Origin of the sequence: Nocardiopsis potens DSM 45234 (assembly GCF_000341105.1) — a bacterium.
In the GTDB taxonomy this organism is placed as follows: domain Bacteria; phylum Actinomycetota; class Actinomycetes; order Streptosporangiales; family Streptosporangiaceae; genus Nocardiopsis_A; species Nocardiopsis_A potens.
Window position 1 is genome coordinate 63,926 of record NZ_ANBB01000008.1, and the last position, 16,075, is coordinate 80,000.

The window sequence follows — 16,075 nt, forward strand, 5'->3', positions numbered from 1 at the left end:
CGCCGCAGGCCTTCATCGGCATGCCCTTGCCCGGACCGCCTGAACGAGTGCGGTCCGGTCGCTTCGACGACCTGGAGAACCACATGTCCCACTCTTCTTCCCCGCCCGCACCCTCCCGGACCGACCTGGTCACCGACCGCCTCGCCCTCCGCCCCTGGACCGGGGCCGACGTCGGCGCGGTCCTCTCCGGCCCCAGGGCGGACCTCTGGGCGGACGACTTCCCCGCCGAAGGCGACCGCGTCATCGCGGGCCTGATCGGGGAGCGCCCCGCCTGGCTCGGCGAGCACGGCCACCGCCTGGTCGTCGAGCGGGAGAGCGGCCTCGCGGTGGGCTCGATCGGCCTGTTCTGGCCGCCCGCCGAGGGCGCCCTGGAGATCGGATACGGGATCGTGCCCTCCCGGCGCGGCCGCGGCTACGCCTCTGAGGCCGCTCGCGCGCTGGCCGGGTTCGCCCTCACCGCCCCCGGCGTCCGCACCGTGACCGCCGAGGTGGAACCGTCCAACCCGGCCTCGGTGCGGGTGCTGGAGAAGGCCGGCTTCCACCGGCTCGCCGCCGCCCCCGAGGGCGTGCTCCGGTACGGATTCACCGGAGCGGACCGCTCCGAAGGGTGACCCCCCGGGGGGCGGCGGCATCGGCCGCCCCCGCCCGGTACGGTGCCCGGCCTGACGGCGGACGCCTCGGGCCGGGCACCGCGGCGCCTTCCGCCGTCCGCCGGGTTCGCGGTGTAGCGTTCTGCTCTACCGGGAGGACACCGTCGGACGGCGGGCTCCGCGCGGCCGTCCCGGCCGAGGGACGCGGGAGGGGGACCATGCTGATCATCGCCGGAAGCATCCGCGTCGCCCCGGAGGAGCGCGACGCCTACCTGCGCGGGTGCGCCGAGGTGGTGCGGCAGGCGCGGGCCGCCGAAGGGTGCCTGGACTTCGCGCTCTCCGCGGACCTGCTGGACCCCGGGCGGATCGACGTCTACGAGCGGTGGGAGACCGCGGCCGCACTGGACCGGTTCCGCGGCTCCGGGCCGCCCGACGACCAGTCCGCCGCGATCCTGGACGCCTCCGTCGCCCGCTACCTGATCGCCGGGGTGGAGGCGCCCTGAACCCGCCCGGAGCGATACGCTCGCGGCCATGGCCCGTATCGCGGAACTCGTCACCTACCCCGTCAAAGGATGCGCCGGAACGCCGGTGCGCAGCACCGCCCTGACCCCCGCGGGGCTGGAGCACGACCGCACCTTCATGGTGGTCGACGAGGAGGGCGTGTTCCGCAGCCAGCGCAAGGACCCGCGGATGGCGCGGATCCGCCCGGAGGCCGCCGACGGCGGCGCCCGCCTGGTCCTGAACGCCCCCGGGGTCGAACCACTGGACCTCAAGGCCGACCCGGAGGGCCCGCGCACCGGGGTGCTGCTGCACAAGAAGGGCTTCACCGGGCTGGACCAGGGCGACGCGGCCGCGGAGTGGCTCTCCGAGGTGCTGGGCGCCCGCTCCCGCCTGGTCCGGGTACCGCCGGACCACGACCGCCGGGTGTCCGGGCTGACCCCGGGCACCAGCGGCTACGCGGACAGCACCGCACTGCTGGTGCTCTCGCTCGCCTCACTGGACCTGCTCAACGAGCGGATCTGCGCGGCCGGCGGCGAGGCGCTGCCGATGAACCGGTTCCGCCCGAACATCGTCGTCTCCGGCTGGCCCGACCCGCACACCGAGGACCGGGTGCGCACCGCCCGGGCCGGCACCGCCGAGCTCGGCTACGCCAAGGTCTGCATCCGCTGCGCGGTCACCACGGTCGACCAGGAGGCGGGGGAGAAGGCCGGGCCGGAGCCGCTGCGCACCCTGGCCGGCTACCGCCGCGCCGACGACGGCGGCGTCTCCTTCGGCGCCAAGTTCTCCGTGGTCCGCCCCGGGGTCCTGGCGGTCGGCGACCCCTTCGAGCCCACCTCCTGGGACACCCCCGAGCAGGGCCTCGGCGAGCGGCTGGCCGCGGTTCTGGGCTGACTCCGGCCCCTGAAGGCGATCCGGCAGAGGGCCTCGGTGAAGGCGCGCACCCGCGCCGTGCGGCCGTCGCGCCGCCAGATCAGGCCGTACTCCAGGGGCGGGGCGTCGCGGAACGGGACGAAGGCGACACCGGGCCGGGCGTGGTAATCGGCGGCGCGCAGCGCCGCCGGGGAGGCGCCCTGGCCGGACGCGACGAGCGACAGCACCTCCGCCCAGTACCGGGCGGTGGCGCCGCGCCGGATCGGCCGCCCCCGCGGGGTCAGGCGGGGATAGAGGCCGTCGTGCCAGTACCGCGGGCTCTCCCCTGAGACGGTGACCAGCGGGACGCGGGCCAGGTCCTCCAGGCAGACCGATTCGAGCCGGGCGAGCGGGTGCCGCGCGGGCACCAGGAGGGCCCGCGCCTCGGAGAAGACCACCGGCCCGGCGACCAGGTCCGGTTCCTCGACCGGGAACTCGGTGAGCTGCAGGTCCAGCTCTCCGGCGCGCAGCGGGCCGAACGTGTCGGAGAGCTGCACCTCCTGGACCTCGACCGCGCAGGCCGGGTGGGAGGCGCGGAACGCCTCGGCGGCCTTGAGGACCATGTCGCTCGCCCACTGGGAGGAGAAGCCGACGCGCAGCGTCCCGGCGACGCCCCTGCCGGTCGCGGCGGCCTCCTCGACCGCCGCCTGGATCTGCCGGTAGGCCGGCTCCAGGGCGTCGCGCAGCCGCTTCCCGGCGGGGGTCAGGGAGACCCGGCGGCTGGTGCGGGTGAACAGCGCCACACCGAGCCGGCGCTCGAGCCGCCCGATGATCTGGCTGACCCGCCCCTGGGCCAGCCCGAGCCGCTCGGTGGCGCGCCGGAAGTGCAGCTCCTCGGCCACGGCCAGGAAGGCCTCGATCTCGTGACGTTCCATTCCCCTCCGAGCACCCCTCCCGACCGGTGAGCCGTGCTCACCGATGGTAGAGCAGATCGGTCTCGCTACGGCCCGCCCCGGCGGCCAGCATGATCGCCATGACAACCGGCAACGTCCCCTTCGACTACAGCCCGATCACCGAGCGCCCCGCCTTCGACTGGCCCGGCGGCGCGAAGGTCGCCGTCTACGTCGGCCTGAACATCGAGCACTTCCTGGTCGGCCGCCCCTCCACCAGCATCTGGCCCGGAACCGCGGACCTGGTGCCCGACGCGCTCAACCACGGGTGGCGCGACTACGGCGTCCGGGTCGGCATCTGGCGCATCATCGAGATCCTGGACCGGAACGGGCTCCGGGCGAGCGGGCTGATCAACTCCGACGCCGCCCGCCACTACCCGCAGATCGTCAAGGCCGGCCTGGAGCGGGACTGGGCCTGGCTCGCGCACGGGCGGACCAACTCGGTCCTGCACACCGGCATGGACCGGGACGAGGAGCGCGCCGTCCTCACCGACATCGTCGACACCATCGCCGGCGCGACCGGGCGCCGGCCGCGCGGCTGGATGGGGCCGGGGCTGACCGAGACCTTCCACACCCCGGAGCTCCTGGCCGAGCTCGGCCTGGACTACGTCCTGGACTGGACCAACGACGACCGGCCCTACCCCCTGAACGTGCCCGGGATGCTCAGCGTCCCCTACACGGTCGAGCTCAACGATCTGGGCCTGTTCGGCAAGGGCACCACCGGCCCGGAGTTCCTGCAGATCGTCGTGGACCAGTACGAGCAGCTGAGCGCCGACGCCCGGAACGGCGGAGGGCGGGTGCTGGCCCTGGCGCTGCACCCGTTCGCCATCGGCCAGGCGTTCCGCGCGAAGTACCTGGACCGGGCCCTGGCCCACCTCGCCGCGCAGCCCGACGTCTGGCTGACCACCAGCGACGACATCGCCGAGTACTACGCCGGCACCGTCTCCGACGGTGCGCGCGGCGGCCGCTGAAGCACCGACCCCCTGGAGCGAGAACGATGTCATCCCCTGTCCCCGCCCCGCGCGCCGGGGCGAAAGAGTGGCTCGGCCTGGCCGTACTGCTGCTGCCGACCATCCTGCTGTTCCTGGCCATGACGGTGCTCTTCCTGGCCACCCCGCAGATCGCCGCCGACCTGAAACCCGGCAGCGGGCAGCTGCTGTGGATCAACGACGTCTACGGCCTCGTCATGGCCGGGCTGCTGGTCGCGATGGGGACCCTCGGCGACCGGATCGGCCGGCGCAGGGTCCTGCTCTTCGGCGCGGCCGTGTTCGGGGCGGCCTCCGCCGCGGCCGCCTTCGCCCCGGACGCGGGGCTGCTGATCGCGGCCCGGGCCGCGATGGGCGTCGGAGCGGCCGGAGTGATGCCCTCCACCCTGTCGCTGATCAGCAACATGTTCCAGGACGGCCGCCAGCGGGGCACCGCCATCGGGATGTGGGCCGCCTCGGTCTCGGTCGGTGTCGCGATCGGTCCGCTGGTCGGCGGCCTGCTGCTGGAGTCGTTCTGGTGGGGGGCGGCGCTGCTGATCGGCGTGCCGGTCATGGCGCTGGTGCTGATCGCGGCCCCGGTACTGGTCCCCGAGTACCGGGCGCCCGGCGCCGGCGCGCCGGACGTCCCGAGCGTGCTGCTGTCGATGGCCTCGCTGCTGCCGATCGTCTACGGCATCAAGGAGTTCGCCAAGCACGGGCCGACCGCCGTCGCGTTCGGCACCGCGGGAGTGGGGCTGCTGCTGTCCGTGGTCTTCGTCCGCCGCCAGCTCAGGCTCGCGATGCCCCTCCTCGATGTGCGGCTGTTCGCCGACCGCACGTTCAGCGGGGCGCTCGGCGTCTTCCTCTCCTCCTCGATCGCCCTCGGCGGCGTCTACCTGCTCTTCACCCAGTACCTGCAGCTGGTGGCCGGGCTGTCGCCGCTGGAGTCCGGGCTGTGGATCCTGCCGGCCGCGCTCGCGCTGGTGGCGGTCTCGACGCTCTCGCCCAGGATCGCCCGCCGGGTCCGCCCGGCCTACGCGGTGGCCGGCGGCGCGCTCCTGTCGGTCTCCGGGTACCTGGTCCTGACCCAGGTGGAGGCGGGCGGCCTGCTCCTGCTGATCGTCGGCTTCTACCTGCTCTACCCCGGGGTCGCGCCGAGCATGGCGCTCACCACCGACCTGGTGATCGGCTCCGCCCCGCCGGAGAAGGCCGGTGCCGCCTCCGCGGTCAACACCACCGCCAGCGACCTCGGCGTCTCCCTCGGCATCGCCGTGCTCGGCAGTATCGGAACGGCCGTCTACCGGGCTCAGATGCCGGACGGCGCGCCCGGGGCGGCGGGCGACACCCTGCCGGGCGCCCTGGACGCCGCCGAGGGCCTGCCCGCGGACCAGGCCTCGGCGCTGACCGACCAGGCCGGCGCCGCCTTCACCGCGGGCCTCAACACCGCCGCCGGGGGAGCGGCCCTCCTGGCCGCCCTCGCCGCGGTCCTCGCGGTGACCCTGCTCCGGCGCGTACCGCCCACCGGCACGCCCGCGCCTCCGGCCGGCGGCGGGGAGGAGGAAAGGGAGGAGGAACCGGTCGGCTCCTGACCGGGGCCCCGCGCCGGACCGGCCCGGAGCGGGCCGCGGAGAAGGCCGGGGCCCGCCTCGGGAAGGCGGGCCCCGGCACAGGTCAGGGCGCGGGCGGGGAATCGGTGCCGAAGGGGTTGTCCACCGCGTAGCGCCAGCGGCCGTCGGGGCCGCGGCGGACCACGTCGGTGGCGGTGCCGGAGAGGTCCATGGGGGCGCCGCCGGGGCCGGTGCCGCGGAGCGACCACTCGACCAGGAGCAGCGCGGTGTCGCCGCCCCGGTAGGCCTGGCGGACCTCGGCGCGCATGCGCAGGCCCAGCGAGACCAGGTGGGCCAGGGCCGCGGTGCGCCGCTCCCCGGTCATCGGCGTCCCCGGGGCGGGGACCATGACCGCATCGGGGTGGTAGAGCCGGTTCAGCCCGGCGGTGTCCCGGGCGTTGAAGAGTGCGACGGCGGCGCCGATGAGCGCGGCGGGGTCGTCGCCGAGCGGCGCGGGGTCGATGGAGTCGTCATGTCGTTCGGTTCGAATCGCCATGACCCCCACAGTTTACCAGGTAAACTTTCTCGGCCGCCGCTCGGCCGCAACTCGGGGCCGGAGGCGCCGCGCCCCGTTTTGACCTTCGAGCCGCTCGAAGGCCGACAATCGGCGGCATGGACGAGACGGGCGGCGCCGAGCCGCTGATGAGCATCGGGGCCTTCGCCCGCAGGGTCGGGCTGGCCCCCAGCGCGCTGCGCTTCTACGACGACTGCGGGATGCTGCACCCGGCCCGGGTGGACGCCGGGACCGGCTACCGGTACTACTCCGCCGAGCAGGAGCCGCGCGCGGTGCTGCTGCGCCGGCTGCGCGAGGCCGGGATGCCGCTCACCGGCGCGTCGGCGGTGCTCGACGGCCCGCGGGAGGAGGCCCGCGCGGTCCTGGAGGCGCACGCGGCACGGGCCCTGGACACCGCCGAGGCCGCCCGGGCCGCGGTCGGGGAGATCCTGTGCGGCCTGGAGGGCCTGGAGGGCACCGCCGCGACCAGGGCGGTGGTCGGCGGGGCCGAGCTGGCCGGCGCGGTGCGCCAGGTGGCGCCCTCCGCCGCCTCCGGCCCGGACCGGGAGGAGTTCCCGGCGCTCGGCCGGGTGCTGATCGAACTGGACGGCCAGGAGGTGCGGCTGGCCGCCACCGACCGCTACCGGCTGGCGGTGCGCACGCTGCGCCCCCTCTCCCTGGACGGCCCCCGCCGCCGGCTGCTGGTCGGCACCGGGGAGCTGACCGCCGCCGCGGCCTGGGCGGTGCGCCTGCCGGAGGTGCGCATCGAGGCGGACGGCCGGGGTGCGCGGCTGCTCGGCGGAGACCGGTCGCTCCCGCTGCCCGCCTCCGAGGAGGAGTTCCCCGACTACCGGCCGGTCCTGGACGGCCTGCCCGCCGCCCGGCACCGGATCATCGCGGACCGGTCGGCGCTGCGCACCGCGCTCGCCGAACCGGGGGCGGCCGACCCGGTCGTCCTGCGCGTCGTCCTGCGCACCGACGGCGACCGGCTCACCCTGGCCGCCCCGGGCCGCGAGGCGGCGGAGCTCCCCGCCGTCTGCACCGGCCCGCCGCTGGTCATCGCCTTCGAGGTGCGGACGCTGCTGCCCGCGGTCGACTCCGCGGTCGGTCCCGACGTGCTGCTGGAGGTCTCCGGACCGGACGCCCCGGTGCTGGTCCGCTCCGCCGACCAGGGCAGCTTCACCACCCTGGTCATGCCGGTCCGGCAGGGATGACCGCCCGGCCCGCGGGCCGGCGGAACACGAGAAGAAGAGCAGAGGAAGAGAGTCCAATGAACCCCGACGACACCGACGACGCCGTCGTGCGGCTGTGCGCCCAGGGCATGCGGGCCGAGGCCGAAGGCCGCCCGGACGACGCGCGCGACCTGTTCCACCGCGCCTGGGAGGCCGCCGCCGACGACTACGGGGCGTGCATCGCCGCGCACTACCTGGCCCGGCAGCAGGCGACGCCGGAGGAGGCGCTGCACTGGAACCGGGAGTGCCTGCGCCGCGCGGACCTGGTCGGCGGCGAGCGGGTCGCCGGGTTCTACCCCTCGCTGCACCTCAACATCGCCAAGGCCCACCGCGACCTGGGCCGGCCGGGGCCTGCCCGGGAGCACTACGAGCGGGCCGCCGCCCGGCTCCCGGAGGCGCCCCCGGGGCAGTACGCCGACTGGCTCCGGTACGCCGTCGCCGACGGGCTGCGCTCCACCGGCGCGGTCCCGGCGCGCCCCTGGGCGCCCGAACTGGAGTCGCTGGCCGCCCGGCTGGGCGGGCGCGGCGAGTGCGGCGGGGATGGAGGGAGCGGCGGGGGCGGCGGACTGCGCGCCCTGGCCCTGATCCTCCCCGCCCTCCTCGGCGACCTCGGCACCGAAGAGGACCGGGAGCGGCTGGCCACCGCCCTGCACATGGTGCACGCCGCCCGGATGCTCTCCGGCGCCGACCAGTCCGCCCTGGAAGAGGCGCTGCGCACCGTGAACGGCGCCTCCGCCTGACCGCGAGGAGGCGCGGCGGCCTCTCCGGCGGGGCCGACCGGGGGCCGACAAGGCAAGCCGGAAAGGGGCGATGCCGGTGTTCTTCGGTGAGCCGGAGCGCTGACCTGGTCGCGGTCGGGTGAACCCGCTGCGTACTTGTCCTGTTGCCGGGCATTCGGAAGAATCACGTCTACTCTGAGGACTCCCCGCCCTCGGGTGGCCACGGCTTGTGACACCGTTGAAGGAGAGGCGCCATGGGCACCACCCCCTCCACCCGCACCACCGACCTGCGCACCGAGATCGCCGCCGCGATCTCCACCGCACGCGAACTCGGCCCGGAGTTCGACACCGAGATCACCGACTCGCTGGCCACGCGCATGGAATCGGAGACCGCACCGAAGCGCGAGGGGGAGCATGGGCGGCCCGACTCCGCCACGCGCTTCGAGCGGACGCGCAAGGTCGCCGGATGGGGCGCGGTCGGTATCATCGCCGCCGCCTGGATGGCCGAGTCCACCCCCGAGGGAATGGCGTGGGGGATCCTCGCCGTGATCGCGGTCGTGCTGCACGTGGTGCGAACCTGGCGGTCCTGACCCGCCACCCAACGTGGGGGCCTCCCTCGGGAGCGCCGCATCGCCAGACCACGTCGAACGGCCAGATCGGTCTACCTTCCGATCCGACTCACTCGGTCCGCCCCGGCCAGCCCGCCTCAGCGGTAGGGGCGGGGTGCAGGTGGTCACCCGGGAGTCGAGCCCCACCGGGTGCAGGTTCAAGCGGGCAGCGACGGCGGGAGGGCGTGCCGGCCGGTCGGTCGGGCGCGGCGCCCCGCGGAGCGAAGGTCAAGACGGGCGGCGGCGCCGGTAGGGGCGGGGTGCAGGTGGTCGCCCGGGCGCGGCGCCCCACGGAGCGGAGGTCCAGACCGGCAGCGACGGCAGGGAGGGGACCGGCCGGTCGGTCGGGCGCGGCGCCCCACGGGGCCGGGGTTCAGACCGGCGGCGACGGCGGAGGCAGGGGCGGGGCCGGGCGCCTCAGCCGGGTGCGGCGTCTCGCGGGGCGGGGGTTCAGGCTGGCAGCGAGGGCGGCGGTGGGGACCGGCTGGTCGGTCGGGTGCGGCAGAGCGGGGTGGGGCGGCAGGGGGGGGGGCAGGTGGCGGGTTCGCCGTTCCCGCGTCGCCCGGGCGGCGGGGCCGGCCGCCTCTGAAACCGCTGCCCCTCTTTGACCTGGGTGAATACGTAGGGCGATGGTGGGGTGGGGTGCCCTGCGCATCGCGAGAGCACCCCGGTGATTCCCGGGCGCGCATCCCGGCCCGGATCGGCCCCTTGGCGGCCCGATTGGGGCCGTTCGGGCCGGTGTTCGGGGGTTCGAGCGGCCCGGAAGGCCGGGAGGCAGGGGGCCGGAACCCGGGCAGGGGCGGCGCGGGGGCGAGATGTCGTATTTGCCCTGCGGGGAGGGCCCGCCTTGGCCACTCTGGGTGATCGGCGAGGGGGTGGTGGGGGTCTGGGGGCTTGCTACTCGCTGGTAGATGCAATCGGGGTGCTCTCGCAGTGCGCAGGGCGCCCCCGCTCCCGCCCGACCCTCGCCGCGAACCGGGCATATGGGGATAAGGCTCCCTGGTGGGTGCGGGCCGGGCCGGTGAACGCGGCGCCCGGCCCCCTCCCGCCCTCGCCGCTCGTCTTGACCTTCGCTCCGTGGGGCGCCGCGCCGGACCGACCGGCCGGTCCCCCTTCCCGCCGTCGCTGCCCGCTTGAACCCCGGCCCCGTGGGGCGCGCGCCCGGGCGACCACCCTCGCCCCGCTCCTACCGCTGCCGTCGCCGCTCGTCTTGACCTTCGCTCCGCGAGGCGCCGCGCTCGACCGACCGACCGGCCGGCCCCCTCCCGGCCTTCGCTGCGAACCCGGCATGCGGGGCATGGTCCCCTGGTCGGCGGGGCCGCCCGGAACGGCCTTATCCGGTGCCCTCCTCCGTGTCCGGGGCCAGGTCGGTGATGCGGAGCTGCTCGGTGAGCAGCCGACGGACGCGGGTCGGGCGGTCCGGGGCGTCGAGCCACTCCGCCAGCAGGCGGTGGCCGTGGTGGTAGGCGAAGATGTACGGTCCGCCGCCCGGCCCGGAGAAGACCGCCCGGGCCGCGTCGAGCTCGGCTTCGGAGAGCAGCGCCCAGCGGGCCAGGTAGGCCAGGGCCTCGTCCTCCGGGCGCCCCTCGTCGATGAGGAGGGAGGCGTTGGCCCAGGCGCCCCAGAGCCGGTTCCGGGCCCCGTGGATCGCGGCGAAGTCCCCGCCGTCCGCGGTGATGCCGCGCTCGGCCAGAACGTTGTCGCGCAGCCAGCGCTGGGCCTCGTCGCCGGGGAAGGCGATGGACTGGGCGTGCAGGCCGATCCCCTCGCTGACGGTGAACTGGGGCGAGGGCATGAACCGGACCCGCTGCTCGGCGTACCCCTCCCCGTCGACCAAGTGGACCTCTTTCAGCGCGCCCTCGGCGATGTGGCCCGGGTGGCCCTCGTGCGAGACCAGGTGGAACAGGTCGGCCAGGTTGAGCGGGACGTCGGAGTTGACGTAGAGCACGGAGCGCCCGCCGCCCTGGTAGGAGCCGGCCCCGTGGAAGGCCGCGCCGGAGACGATCCGCACCTCCGTCTCCTCCTCCGGGAGGCCGATGAGGGCGGCGGTGCGCCGGCGCGTCTCGGCCGCGGCCCGCTCGATCAGGCCGGGGAGGGCCGCCGGGTCGTCCAGCAGGTGGGCGGTCCGCCACTCGTCCAGCCGCCGCGCGAGCGGGCCGGCCCCGCCCGGCAGCGCCCGGTCGAGCAGGTCGTGCGCGGCCTCGAACTCGGACTCGGGGACGGGCGCCCCCTCCACCCCGACGCAGTGCCGGACCAGTTCGCGCAGCGGCCGTCCGGCGCCGTCCAGCTGCTCGGCCATCGCTTGCACCGCCGCGAGCTGGTCGCCGAGGAACGCCGAGCGGTGCGCGTCGAACCCCTGGGAGGGGAGCCGCTCGGCCAGCCCGGCCGCGTCCTCGGCGAGCCGCCCGGCCCGCGGGGCCTCTTCGGCCTCGACCTGCTCGGCCAGGTCGTCCACCCCGTACCGGTCGACCAGGGCCGTCGCGCCGGCCTCCCGGGCGCACCGGCCGGTGCGCAGTGCCAGCAGGGTGTAGTCGGTCAGCCACCGGTCGGGGCCGTGCTCCGCCGCCATGAGGGATCCTTCGAATCGGTTCCGTCCGCCCGTTCGGACAAGGCTAGGGAAGCGGCCCCTGCCGTGCGAGGGCCCCGGAGGCGCCGTTTCGGGGCGGGGCCGCCACCGAGCGGCGCTCCAGCAGCCACAGCAGCAGGCCGGTCGCGGACAGGGCCGCGCCCAGGGCGCAGACGGCGGGCCAGCCGCCGCCGCTCCAGGCCGCCGCGGTCAGCGCCGACCCGGCCGGCCGAGTGCACGCGGTCTCCGTCGGCGCCGCCGGCATCCGCGCCACGGCCCGCTCCCGGAGCGGGGCGCCGGGGAGGCCGGCCGCGGCGGACGCCGATCAGGGCACCGGGCCCGCGCCCGCCGCCGAGGTGCACGGCTCCGCGTCCGGGTCGGGGACGCGGCCCACGGCCCGTTTGAACTCCGGGCATTCGACCAGCGGGTCGTGGCCGCAGCCGGCGGCGTGCCGCAAGCTGTCCCGGAGCCGGGTGAGGCGGCCGATCGCCTCGTCCACCTCCTCGGCCTTGGCGGCCATCCGCTCGCGCAGCCCCTCGTCGCCGGGCCCCGCGGAGAGGAGCGCGGCGACCTCGGCGATGCTGAAGCCGGCGCTGCGCGCGCAGGTGATGAGCCCGAGCCGGTGCAGCACGCCCGGGTCGTAGGCGCGGCGCAGGCCGTTCCGGGCCGCGGCGGCGATCAGCCCCTTCTTCTCGTAGAACCGCAGCGCCGAGGGGGCCAGCCCGCTCTCCCGCGCCACCTCGCCGATGTCCAGCAGCCCGCCGGGGCCCGCCTCCGCCATGCCGTCCTCCGCCGCCGAAGTTGACTTGAACCGCGCTTCAAGTCGCAGTGTAGGCGCATGCGGATCCACCACTTCAGCACCGGCTCCATGCTCACCATCGACCCGACCTACGAGGGCCCCGGACCGGCCCGCGCGGTCTGCCACACCCTGCTGCTGGAGACCGACGCCTCCGGGCTGGTCCTGGTCGAGACCGGCCTGGGCCTGAACGACGTCCGGGACCCGGACGGCTCGCTGGGCCGGGAATGGGTGGAGTTCACCCGCCCGGTGCTCGACCCGGAGGAGACGGCGGTGCGGCGGGTCGCCGCACTCGGCCACGACCCCGCCGACGTCCGGCACATCGTCCTCACCCACCTGGACCTGGACCACGCGGGCGGCCTGCCCGACTTCCCGCACGCCGCGGTGCACGTCATGGCCGAGGAGCTGCGGGCCGCCCGGGCCGAGGCGCCGAGCCGCAGGTACCGGCCGGGGCACTGGGCGCACGGCCCGCGCTGGACCACCTACGGCGCCGGCGGCGGCGAGGACTGGTTCGGCCTGCCCGGCGCCCGGGAGCTGGACGGGCTGCCGCCGGACGTGCTGCTCGTCCCGCTCCCCGGGCACACCGCCGGGCACGCCGGGGTGGCGGTGCGCGACGGCGGCCGCTGGCTGCTGCACGCCGGGGACGCCTACTACTACCACCGCGAACTCGACCCGGACGCCCCGCACGGCCACCCGCTGATGGACCTGGTGCAGCTGGACTCCCAGGTGGACGGGGAGGCGCGGTCGGCCACCCGGGAGGCGCTGCGGGCGCTCCGCCGCGAGCACGGCGACCGGGTGGACGTGGTCTGCGCCCACGACCCCTGGGACCTCCGCCGCCGGGAGCGGGCCGGATCCGCCGGCTGAGCCCGGCCGTCACCGCCGACCGGTACCGTGCGCGGACCCGAGACGGAACCGACCGGAGGAGGCGGCATGGCCCCCTATTCGCCCGTTCGAGAACTGAACCTGCTCAAGGAGCTGGAGGAGAGCCTGGGGAACTTCCGGATCGCCGACGGCTTCGAGATGATGAGGGAGTACGGCGACGACTCCGGCCTGCGGGCCGGCGGGCCGTCCGACCCGGAGTTCCTCTCCCGGCTGATCCCCTTCGCGCAGGCCAACGGCTCCGGCTCGTTCTACGCCCTGTGGCGCTGCGACGACCGCGAGGACCTCGCCTCGCTGCCCGTGGTCATCTTCGGCGACGAGGGCGGGCAGGGCGTCGCAGCCTGCGACCTGCGCGGACTGCTGCTCCTGGCCGAGGACTCCGAGCTCGGCGTCGACCACGGCGACGCCCCCTACTTCCGCGGGCCCACCCTGGAGGAGTGGAAGGAGGAGCTGGACGAGGACGAGTACGTGGACACGGAAGAGGCGCTGGCCGCCATCCGGAAGGCCCGGGAGGACTACCGCGCCTGGCTCCGGGAGAACTTCGATCTCACCCCGCCGGAGAACATCCAGGACGTCCTGGACGAGGCCCACCGGCGCCACGGCGAGCGGTTCGCCGCCTGGATGAGCCCCTACCTGCCGTGAGGCCGGTGCGGACGGACACCGGAGGGGTTCCCCCGGAGCGCCCGCCGGTGTTCGATGGCTGCGGCCGCCCCGCCGAGAGTCCGAGAGCAAGGAGCCGAGAGCCCGTGCACGGTACCGAGAACCCCCTGGTGATCGACGGAGGCGACCTGGCCTGCGTGCGGCTGCTGCTCCGGCTCCGGGGGCGGCTGGCGGATCTGGCGCCGGGCGCGGTGGTGCACCTGATCGCCACCGACCCGGCGGCGCCCCTGGACCTGCCCGCCTGGTGCCACCTGACCGGCCACACCTACCTCGGGCCGGTCGCCGGCCACGGCCGGCCCGCCTACGGGCTGCGGGTCTCCGCGGCCCCGGCGGCGACCCGGCCGGGGAACCCCTGGCATCCCGCCCGCTGAGCCGCGCGCGGCGCCGGTCCGGCGGCGTCAGTCCCGGGGCCTGGTCTGGACGACCCGCCACAGCCGGCGCGGCAGCTCTCCCTCGGTGAAGGGGTGCACCTCCTCCAGACGCCACCCCCGGGCGAGGTCGTCGACCAGGGCGCGGTCGAAGAAGTGCACGGCGAACCCGCCGTGCTCGAAGATGCCGTCGCCGTGGGCGGTGCCCGCGCCGTAGTGGGCGTCGCCGGTGTGGCGCACCGTGTACACCAGGGCGCCCCCGGGGCGCAGGACCCGGCGGACCTCGCCCACCAGGGCGCGGATCCGGTCGGTGGACAGGGCCATGCAGAGCAGCATGTGCGCGAAGACCCCGTCCACGCTGGCATCGGCCAGGGGCAGCGGGTCGCGGACGTCGTGCAGGCGGGTCTCCACCCTGTCGGACAGGCCCCGCTCGGCGGCGGCCGCGTCGAGCTGCTCCAGCCCGGAGGCGCTGAAGTCGCAGGCCTGGACCGCCAGCCCCCGGGAGGCGAACCACAGGGTGTCGCGGCCGTGGCCGGCCCCCAGTTCCAGCACGGTGCGGGCCCCGCGCTCGGCGAACGCCGCGCCCGCCCACCGGGCCGGGGCCGAGGGCTCGGAGCCGTACATGGCGGGGTTCTCGGCGTAGACCCGCCGCCAGTGGTCGCGCTGCGCGGCGCTCAGGTCGGTGCCCATCTCCGGTCTCCTTCGGTGCGGCCTCGGACCGCGGGTCGCGGCGGGGGAGGAGGCGCGGTGACGCCCCGCCGATCGGCAAGATCCATTCCATCACCCATGGAACACCCGGTCAGAGGATGACCCGTACGGGCCGCCTCCGCCGGGCCGGTCCGGCGGAGGCGGCCCCGGATCAGGCGGCCCCCTCGGCGAGCCCGGTGAAGAACCGGGTGATGTCGGCGGCGAGCAGGTCGGGGGCGTCGTGGGCGGTCCGGTGGCCGCCGCGGTCGAACCGCGACCACGACGCGATGTCGGTGCGGTCGCGTTCGGCCGGCGTGCGGATCGACTTCATGTCCCAGGCGAACCCGGCTCGATCCGGTCCACCCGGTCCTCGATCAGGTCCGCGCCGTACCCGGCGGCCTCAGCCCGGCCCGCTTCCAGCAGCGCGGACGGCGCCGTCCCGTCCCGGGACAGGAAGCCGTGCATGTGCTCGGCCGGCGCATTGCGCGGGCGTCCGGCGTCCACCACCGCGACCCGGCGGCGGTCCGTCCCCGTCGGACCGCACGTCACCGCCTTCGAGCAGATGGCCCCGATCCTCGCCACCGGAGAGGCGGTCTCCCCCGTGCACGCGCAGGCCGTCCACTCCGTCCACGACGCGCCGCCCGCCCGCTGGGCCCCGGTCTGGCGCACCGCCGCCGAGACCGAGCTCATCCGCGCCTTCGCCGAGACCGTCGAAGAGCACAGGCCGGCCGACCTGTAGCCGGGGAGGGGCGGCCCCGGGCCGGCCCCTCAGGAACCGGAGCGGGCGCCGCCCAGGGCCCGGGCGGTCGCCTCGTCGGCGGGGAAGAACGACTCGATGGCCAGCTCGGAGACGGTCACGTCGAGCGGGGTGCCGAAGGTGGCCACGGTGGAGATGAAGGACAGCTCGGCCGCCCCCCGGCGCAGCCGCAGCGGGACCGCGATGCCCGGGGCGGCCCCGCCCTCCCCGCGCCCCCGGCCGTCCCGGTCGCCGCCGGGGTAGGAGAGCAGCTCCCGGTAGAGGGCCTCAAGGCCGGCGTCGCCGGTCCACTCCGCCTGCGACCGCAGCCGGTGCAGCAGGTGCCCGCGCCACTCGCCGAGGTTGGCGATGGACGGCGCCATGCCCTCCGGGTGCAGGCTGACCCGGAGCACGTTCACCGGCGGCGCGAGCAGGTCCTCGTGCACGCCTTCGAGCAGGGCGGCCGCGCTCCCGTTGGCGTCGACCATGTTCCAGGCCCGGTCGACCACCACCGCCGGGTAGGGGTCGTGGCCGGCGAGGATGCGGCGGACCGCCTCGCGCACCGGCCCCATGCCGGCGCCCGCCAGCGGCCGCTCCGCGAACACCGGGGCGTAGCCGGCGGCCAGCATCAGCCGGTTCTGCTCGCGCAGCGGCACCCCGAGGCAGTCGCCCAGCCGCAGCACCATCTCCCTGCTGGGCCGGGACCGCCCGGTCTCCACGAAGCTCAGGTGCCTGGACGACACCTCCGCCTGCAGGGACAGCTCCAGCTGGCTGATCCTGCGCCGGTTGCGCCACTCCCTGAGCAGCTCGCCGACCCGCCTGCCCTCCGCCACCGCCGTCGCCATGCCCGCCTCCCGGATCGTCGCCGA

20 protein-coding genes and 1 pseudogene are annotated in these 16,075 nt (G+C 75.9%); 12 read left to right on the plus strand and 9 right to left on the minus strand.

The window, feature by feature from the left end; genetic code table 11:
* Positions 1-47: 47 nt before the first annotated feature.
* From D459_RS0103215 to D459_RS0103225, 3 genes are all read left to right on the plus strand, one after another.
* A complete protein-coding gene (locus D459_RS0103215) occupies positions 48-611 on the plus strand; it encodes a GNAT family N-acetyltransferase (protein ID WP_020380035.1) in 564 nt (187 codons plus the stop codon).
* Between the two features lie 197 nt (positions 612-808).
* A complete protein-coding gene (locus tag D459_RS0103220) occupies positions 809-1,093 on the plus strand; it encodes a putative quinol monooxygenase (RefSeq protein WP_017591554.1) in 285 nt (94 codons plus the stop codon).
* Between the two features lie 28 nt (positions 1,094-1,121).
* Complete coding sequence (locus D459_RS0103225) at positions 1,122-1,982, plus strand: MOSC domain-containing protein (RefSeq protein WP_026120021.1); 861 nt, start codon at positions 1,122-1,124, stop codon at positions 1,980-1,982.
* Between the two features lie 86 nt (positions 1,983-2,068).
* On the opposite strand, the pseudogene D459_RS34065 reads toward D459_RS0103225, so the two are convergent.
* A pseudogene (locus D459_RS34065) lies at positions 2,069-2,875 on the minus strand (LysR family transcriptional regulator); the annotation flags it as partial.
* A 98-nt stretch (positions 2,876-2,973) separates the two neighbouring features.
* On the opposite strand from D459_RS34065, the gene D459_RS0103235 reads away from it, so the two are divergent.
* On the plus strand, positions 2,974-3,861 hold the full coding sequence (locus D459_RS0103235; RefSeq protein WP_020380036.1) for a polysaccharide deacetylase family protein: 888 nt from the start codon (positions 2,974-2,976) through the stop codon (positions 3,859-3,861).
* A gap of 26 nt (positions 3,862-3,887) precedes the next feature.
* On the plus strand, positions 3,888-5,444 hold the full coding sequence (locus D459_RS36460; protein WP_017591558.1) for an MFS transporter: 1,557 nt from the start codon (positions 3,888-3,890) through the stop codon (positions 5,442-5,444).
* 82 nt (positions 5,445-5,526) lie between these two features.
* On the opposite strand, the gene D459_RS36465 is transcribed toward D459_RS36460, so the two are convergent.
* Complete coding sequence (locus tag D459_RS36465; RefSeq protein ID WP_017591559.1) at positions 5,527-5,958, minus strand: YybH family protein; 432 nt, start codon at positions 5,956-5,958, stop codon at positions 5,527-5,529.
* Positions 5,959-6,074: 116 nt separating this feature from the next.
* Here D459_RS36465 and D459_RS0103250 point away from each other — a divergent pair, with 116 nt between their 5' ends.
* The 3 genes from D459_RS0103250 (at position 6,075) to D459_RS0103260 (ending at position 8,496) form a co-directional block, all read left to right on the plus strand.
* A complete protein-coding gene (locus D459_RS0103250; RefSeq protein WP_017591560.1) occupies positions 6,075-7,169 on the plus strand; it encodes a MerR family transcriptional regulator in 1,095 nt (364 codons plus the stop codon).
* 56 nt (positions 7,170-7,225) lie between these two features.
* Positions 7,226-7,927 (plus strand): hypothetical protein, encoded by a 702-nt coding sequence (locus D459_RS0103255; protein ID WP_017591561.1) that lies wholly within the window; start codon positions 7,226-7,228, stop codon positions 7,925-7,927.
* A gap of 233 nt (positions 7,928-8,160) precedes the next feature.
* Entirely contained in the window at positions 8,161-8,496 is a 336-nt protein-coding gene (locus D459_RS0103260) for a hypothetical protein (protein ID WP_017591562.1), read from the plus strand.
* 1,351 nt (positions 8,497-9,847) lie between these two features.
* Here the strand turns inward: D459_RS0103260 and D459_RS0103265 are convergent.
* From D459_RS0103265 to D459_RS0103275, 3 genes are read right to left on the minus strand one after another with little or no spacing between them, the layout of a single operon-like run.
* A complete protein-coding gene (locus D459_RS0103265; protein ID WP_017591563.1) occupies positions 9,848-11,083 on the minus strand; it encodes a hypothetical protein in 1,236 nt (411 codons plus the stop codon).
* Between the two features lie 43 nt (positions 11,084-11,126).
* Positions 11,127-11,354: a hypothetical protein gene (locus D459_RS0103270; RefSeq protein ID WP_017591564.1), complete on the minus strand. Its 228-nt coding sequence runs from the start codon at positions 11,352-11,354 to the stop codon at positions 11,127-11,129.
* 51 nt (positions 11,355-11,405) lie between these two features.
* Positions 11,406-11,861: a MerR family transcriptional regulator gene (locus D459_RS0103275; protein WP_017591565.1), complete on the minus strand. Its 456-nt coding sequence runs from the start codon at positions 11,859-11,861 to the stop codon at positions 11,406-11,408.
* A gap of 57 nt (positions 11,862-11,918) precedes the next feature.
* Here D459_RS0103275 and D459_RS0103280 point away from each other — a divergent pair, with 57 nt between their 5' ends.
* From D459_RS0103280 to D459_RS0103290, 3 genes are all read left to right on the plus strand, one after another.
* Entirely contained in the window at positions 11,919-12,740 is an 822-nt protein-coding gene (locus D459_RS0103280) for an MBL fold metallo-hydrolase (protein ID WP_017591566.1), read from the plus strand.
* Between the two features lie 66 nt (positions 12,741-12,806).
* Positions 12,807-13,397 (plus strand): hypothetical protein, encoded by a 591-nt coding sequence (locus tag D459_RS0103285; protein ID WP_017591567.1) that lies wholly within the window; start codon positions 12,807-12,809, stop codon positions 13,395-13,397.
* 104 nt (positions 13,398-13,501) lie between these two features.
* Entirely contained in the window at positions 13,502-13,786 is a 285-nt protein-coding gene (locus D459_RS0103290; protein WP_017591568.1) for a sulfurtransferase TusA family protein, read from the plus strand.
* 27 nt (positions 13,787-13,813) lie between these two features.
* On the opposite strand, the gene D459_RS0103295 is transcribed toward D459_RS0103290, so the two are convergent.
* The 3 genes from D459_RS0103295 to D459_RS34075 all read right to left on the minus strand — a co-directional run bounded on the left by D459_RS0103295 (position 13,814) and on the right by D459_RS34075 (position 15,019).
* Positions 13,814-14,473 carry a class I SAM-dependent methyltransferase gene (locus tag D459_RS0103295; RefSeq protein WP_017591569.1) on the minus strand — a complete coding sequence of 220 codons (660 nt, stop codon included), beginning with the start codon at positions 14,471-14,473 and terminating at the stop codon, positions 13,814-13,816.
* Between the two features lie 169 nt (positions 14,474-14,642).
* Positions 14,643-14,801, minus strand: a complete 159-nt coding sequence (locus tag D459_RS35765) for a hypothetical protein (protein ID WP_017591570.1) — start codon at positions 14,799-14,801, stop codon at positions 14,643-14,645.
* Positions 14,798-15,019 carry a hypothetical protein gene (locus D459_RS34075; protein ID WP_206540749.1) on the minus strand — a complete coding sequence of 74 codons (222 nt, stop codon included), beginning with the start codon at positions 15,017-15,019 and terminating at the stop codon, positions 14,798-14,800. The genes D459_RS35765 and D459_RS34075 overlap by 4 nt, the downstream gene beginning before the upstream one ends.
* Positions 15,020-15,032: 13 nt before the next feature.
* Between D459_RS34075 and D459_RS35770 the strand changes: the two genes are divergently transcribed.
* Positions 15,033-15,209, plus strand: coding sequence for a hypothetical protein (locus tag D459_RS35770; RefSeq protein WP_017591572.1), 177 nt, complete (start codon positions 15,033-15,035; stop codon positions 15,207-15,209).
* A 29-nt stretch (positions 15,210-15,238) separates the two neighbouring features.
* On the opposite strand, the gene D459_RS0103315 is transcribed toward D459_RS35770, so the two are convergent.
* Positions 15,239-16,051 (minus strand): helix-turn-helix domain-containing protein, encoded by an 813-nt coding sequence (locus tag D459_RS0103315; RefSeq protein ID WP_017591573.1) that lies wholly within the window; start codon positions 16,049-16,051, stop codon positions 15,239-15,241.
* Positions 16,052-16,075: the final 24 nt, after the last annotated feature.

Coding starts and splice junctions, on each gene's coding strand:
- D459_RS0103220 (WP_017591554.1), top strand. CDS start 809: ATGCTGATCATCGCCGGAAGCATCCGCGTCGCCCCGGAGGAGCGCGAC.
- D459_RS0103225 (WP_026120021.1), top strand. CDS start 1,122: ATGGCCCGTATCGCGGAACTCGTCACCTACCCCGTCAAAGGATGCGCC.
- D459_RS0103235 (WP_020380036.1), top strand. CDS start 2,974: ATGACAACCGGCAACGTCCCCTTCGACTACAGCCCGATCACCGAGCGC.
- D459_RS36460 (WP_017591558.1), top strand. CDS start 3,888: ATGTCATCCCCTGTCCCCGCCCCGCGCGCCGGGGCGAAAGAGTGGCTC.
- D459_RS36465 (WP_017591559.1), bottom strand. CDS start 5,958: ATGGCGATTCGAACCGAACGACATGACGACTCCATCGACCCCGCGCCG.
- D459_RS0103250 (WP_017591560.1), top strand. CDS start 6,075: ATGGACGAGACGGGCGGCGCCGAGCCGCTGATGAGCATCGGGGCCTTC.
- D459_RS0103255 (WP_017591561.1), top strand. CDS start 7,226: ATGAACCCCGACGACACCGACGACGCCGTCGTGCGGCTGTGCGCCCAG.
- D459_RS0103260 (WP_017591562.1), top strand. CDS start 8,161: ATGGGCACCACCCCCTCCACCCGCACCACCGACCTGCGCACCGAGATC.
- D459_RS0103265 (WP_017591563.1), bottom strand. CDS start 11,083: ATGGCGGCGGAGCACGGCCCCGACCGGTGGCTGACCGACTACACCCTG.
- D459_RS0103275 (WP_017591565.1), bottom strand. CDS start 11,861: ATGGCGGAGGCGGGCCCCGGCGGGCTGCTGGACATCGGCGAGGTGGCG.
- D459_RS0103280 (WP_017591566.1), top strand. CDS start 11,919: ATGCGGATCCACCACTTCAGCACCGGCTCCATGCTCACCATCGACCCG.
- D459_RS0103285 (WP_017591567.1), top strand. CDS start 12,807: ATGGCCCCCTATTCGCCCGTTCGAGAACTGAACCTGCTCAAGGAGCTG.
- D459_RS0103295 (WP_017591569.1), bottom strand. CDS start 14,473: ATGGGCACCGACCTGAGCGCCGCGCAGCGCGACCACTGGCGGCGGGTC.
- D459_RS35765 (WP_017591570.1), bottom strand. CDS start 14,801: ATGAAGTCGATCCGCACGCCGGCCGAACGCGACCGCACCGACATCGCG.
- D459_RS35770 (WP_017591572.1), top strand. CDS start 15,033: ATGGCCCCGATCCTCGCCACCGGAGAGGCGGTCTCCCCCGTGCACGCG.
- D459_RS0103315 (WP_017591573.1), bottom strand. CDS start 16,051: ATGGCGACGGCGGTGGCGGAGGGCAGGCGGGTCGGCGAGCTGCTCAGG.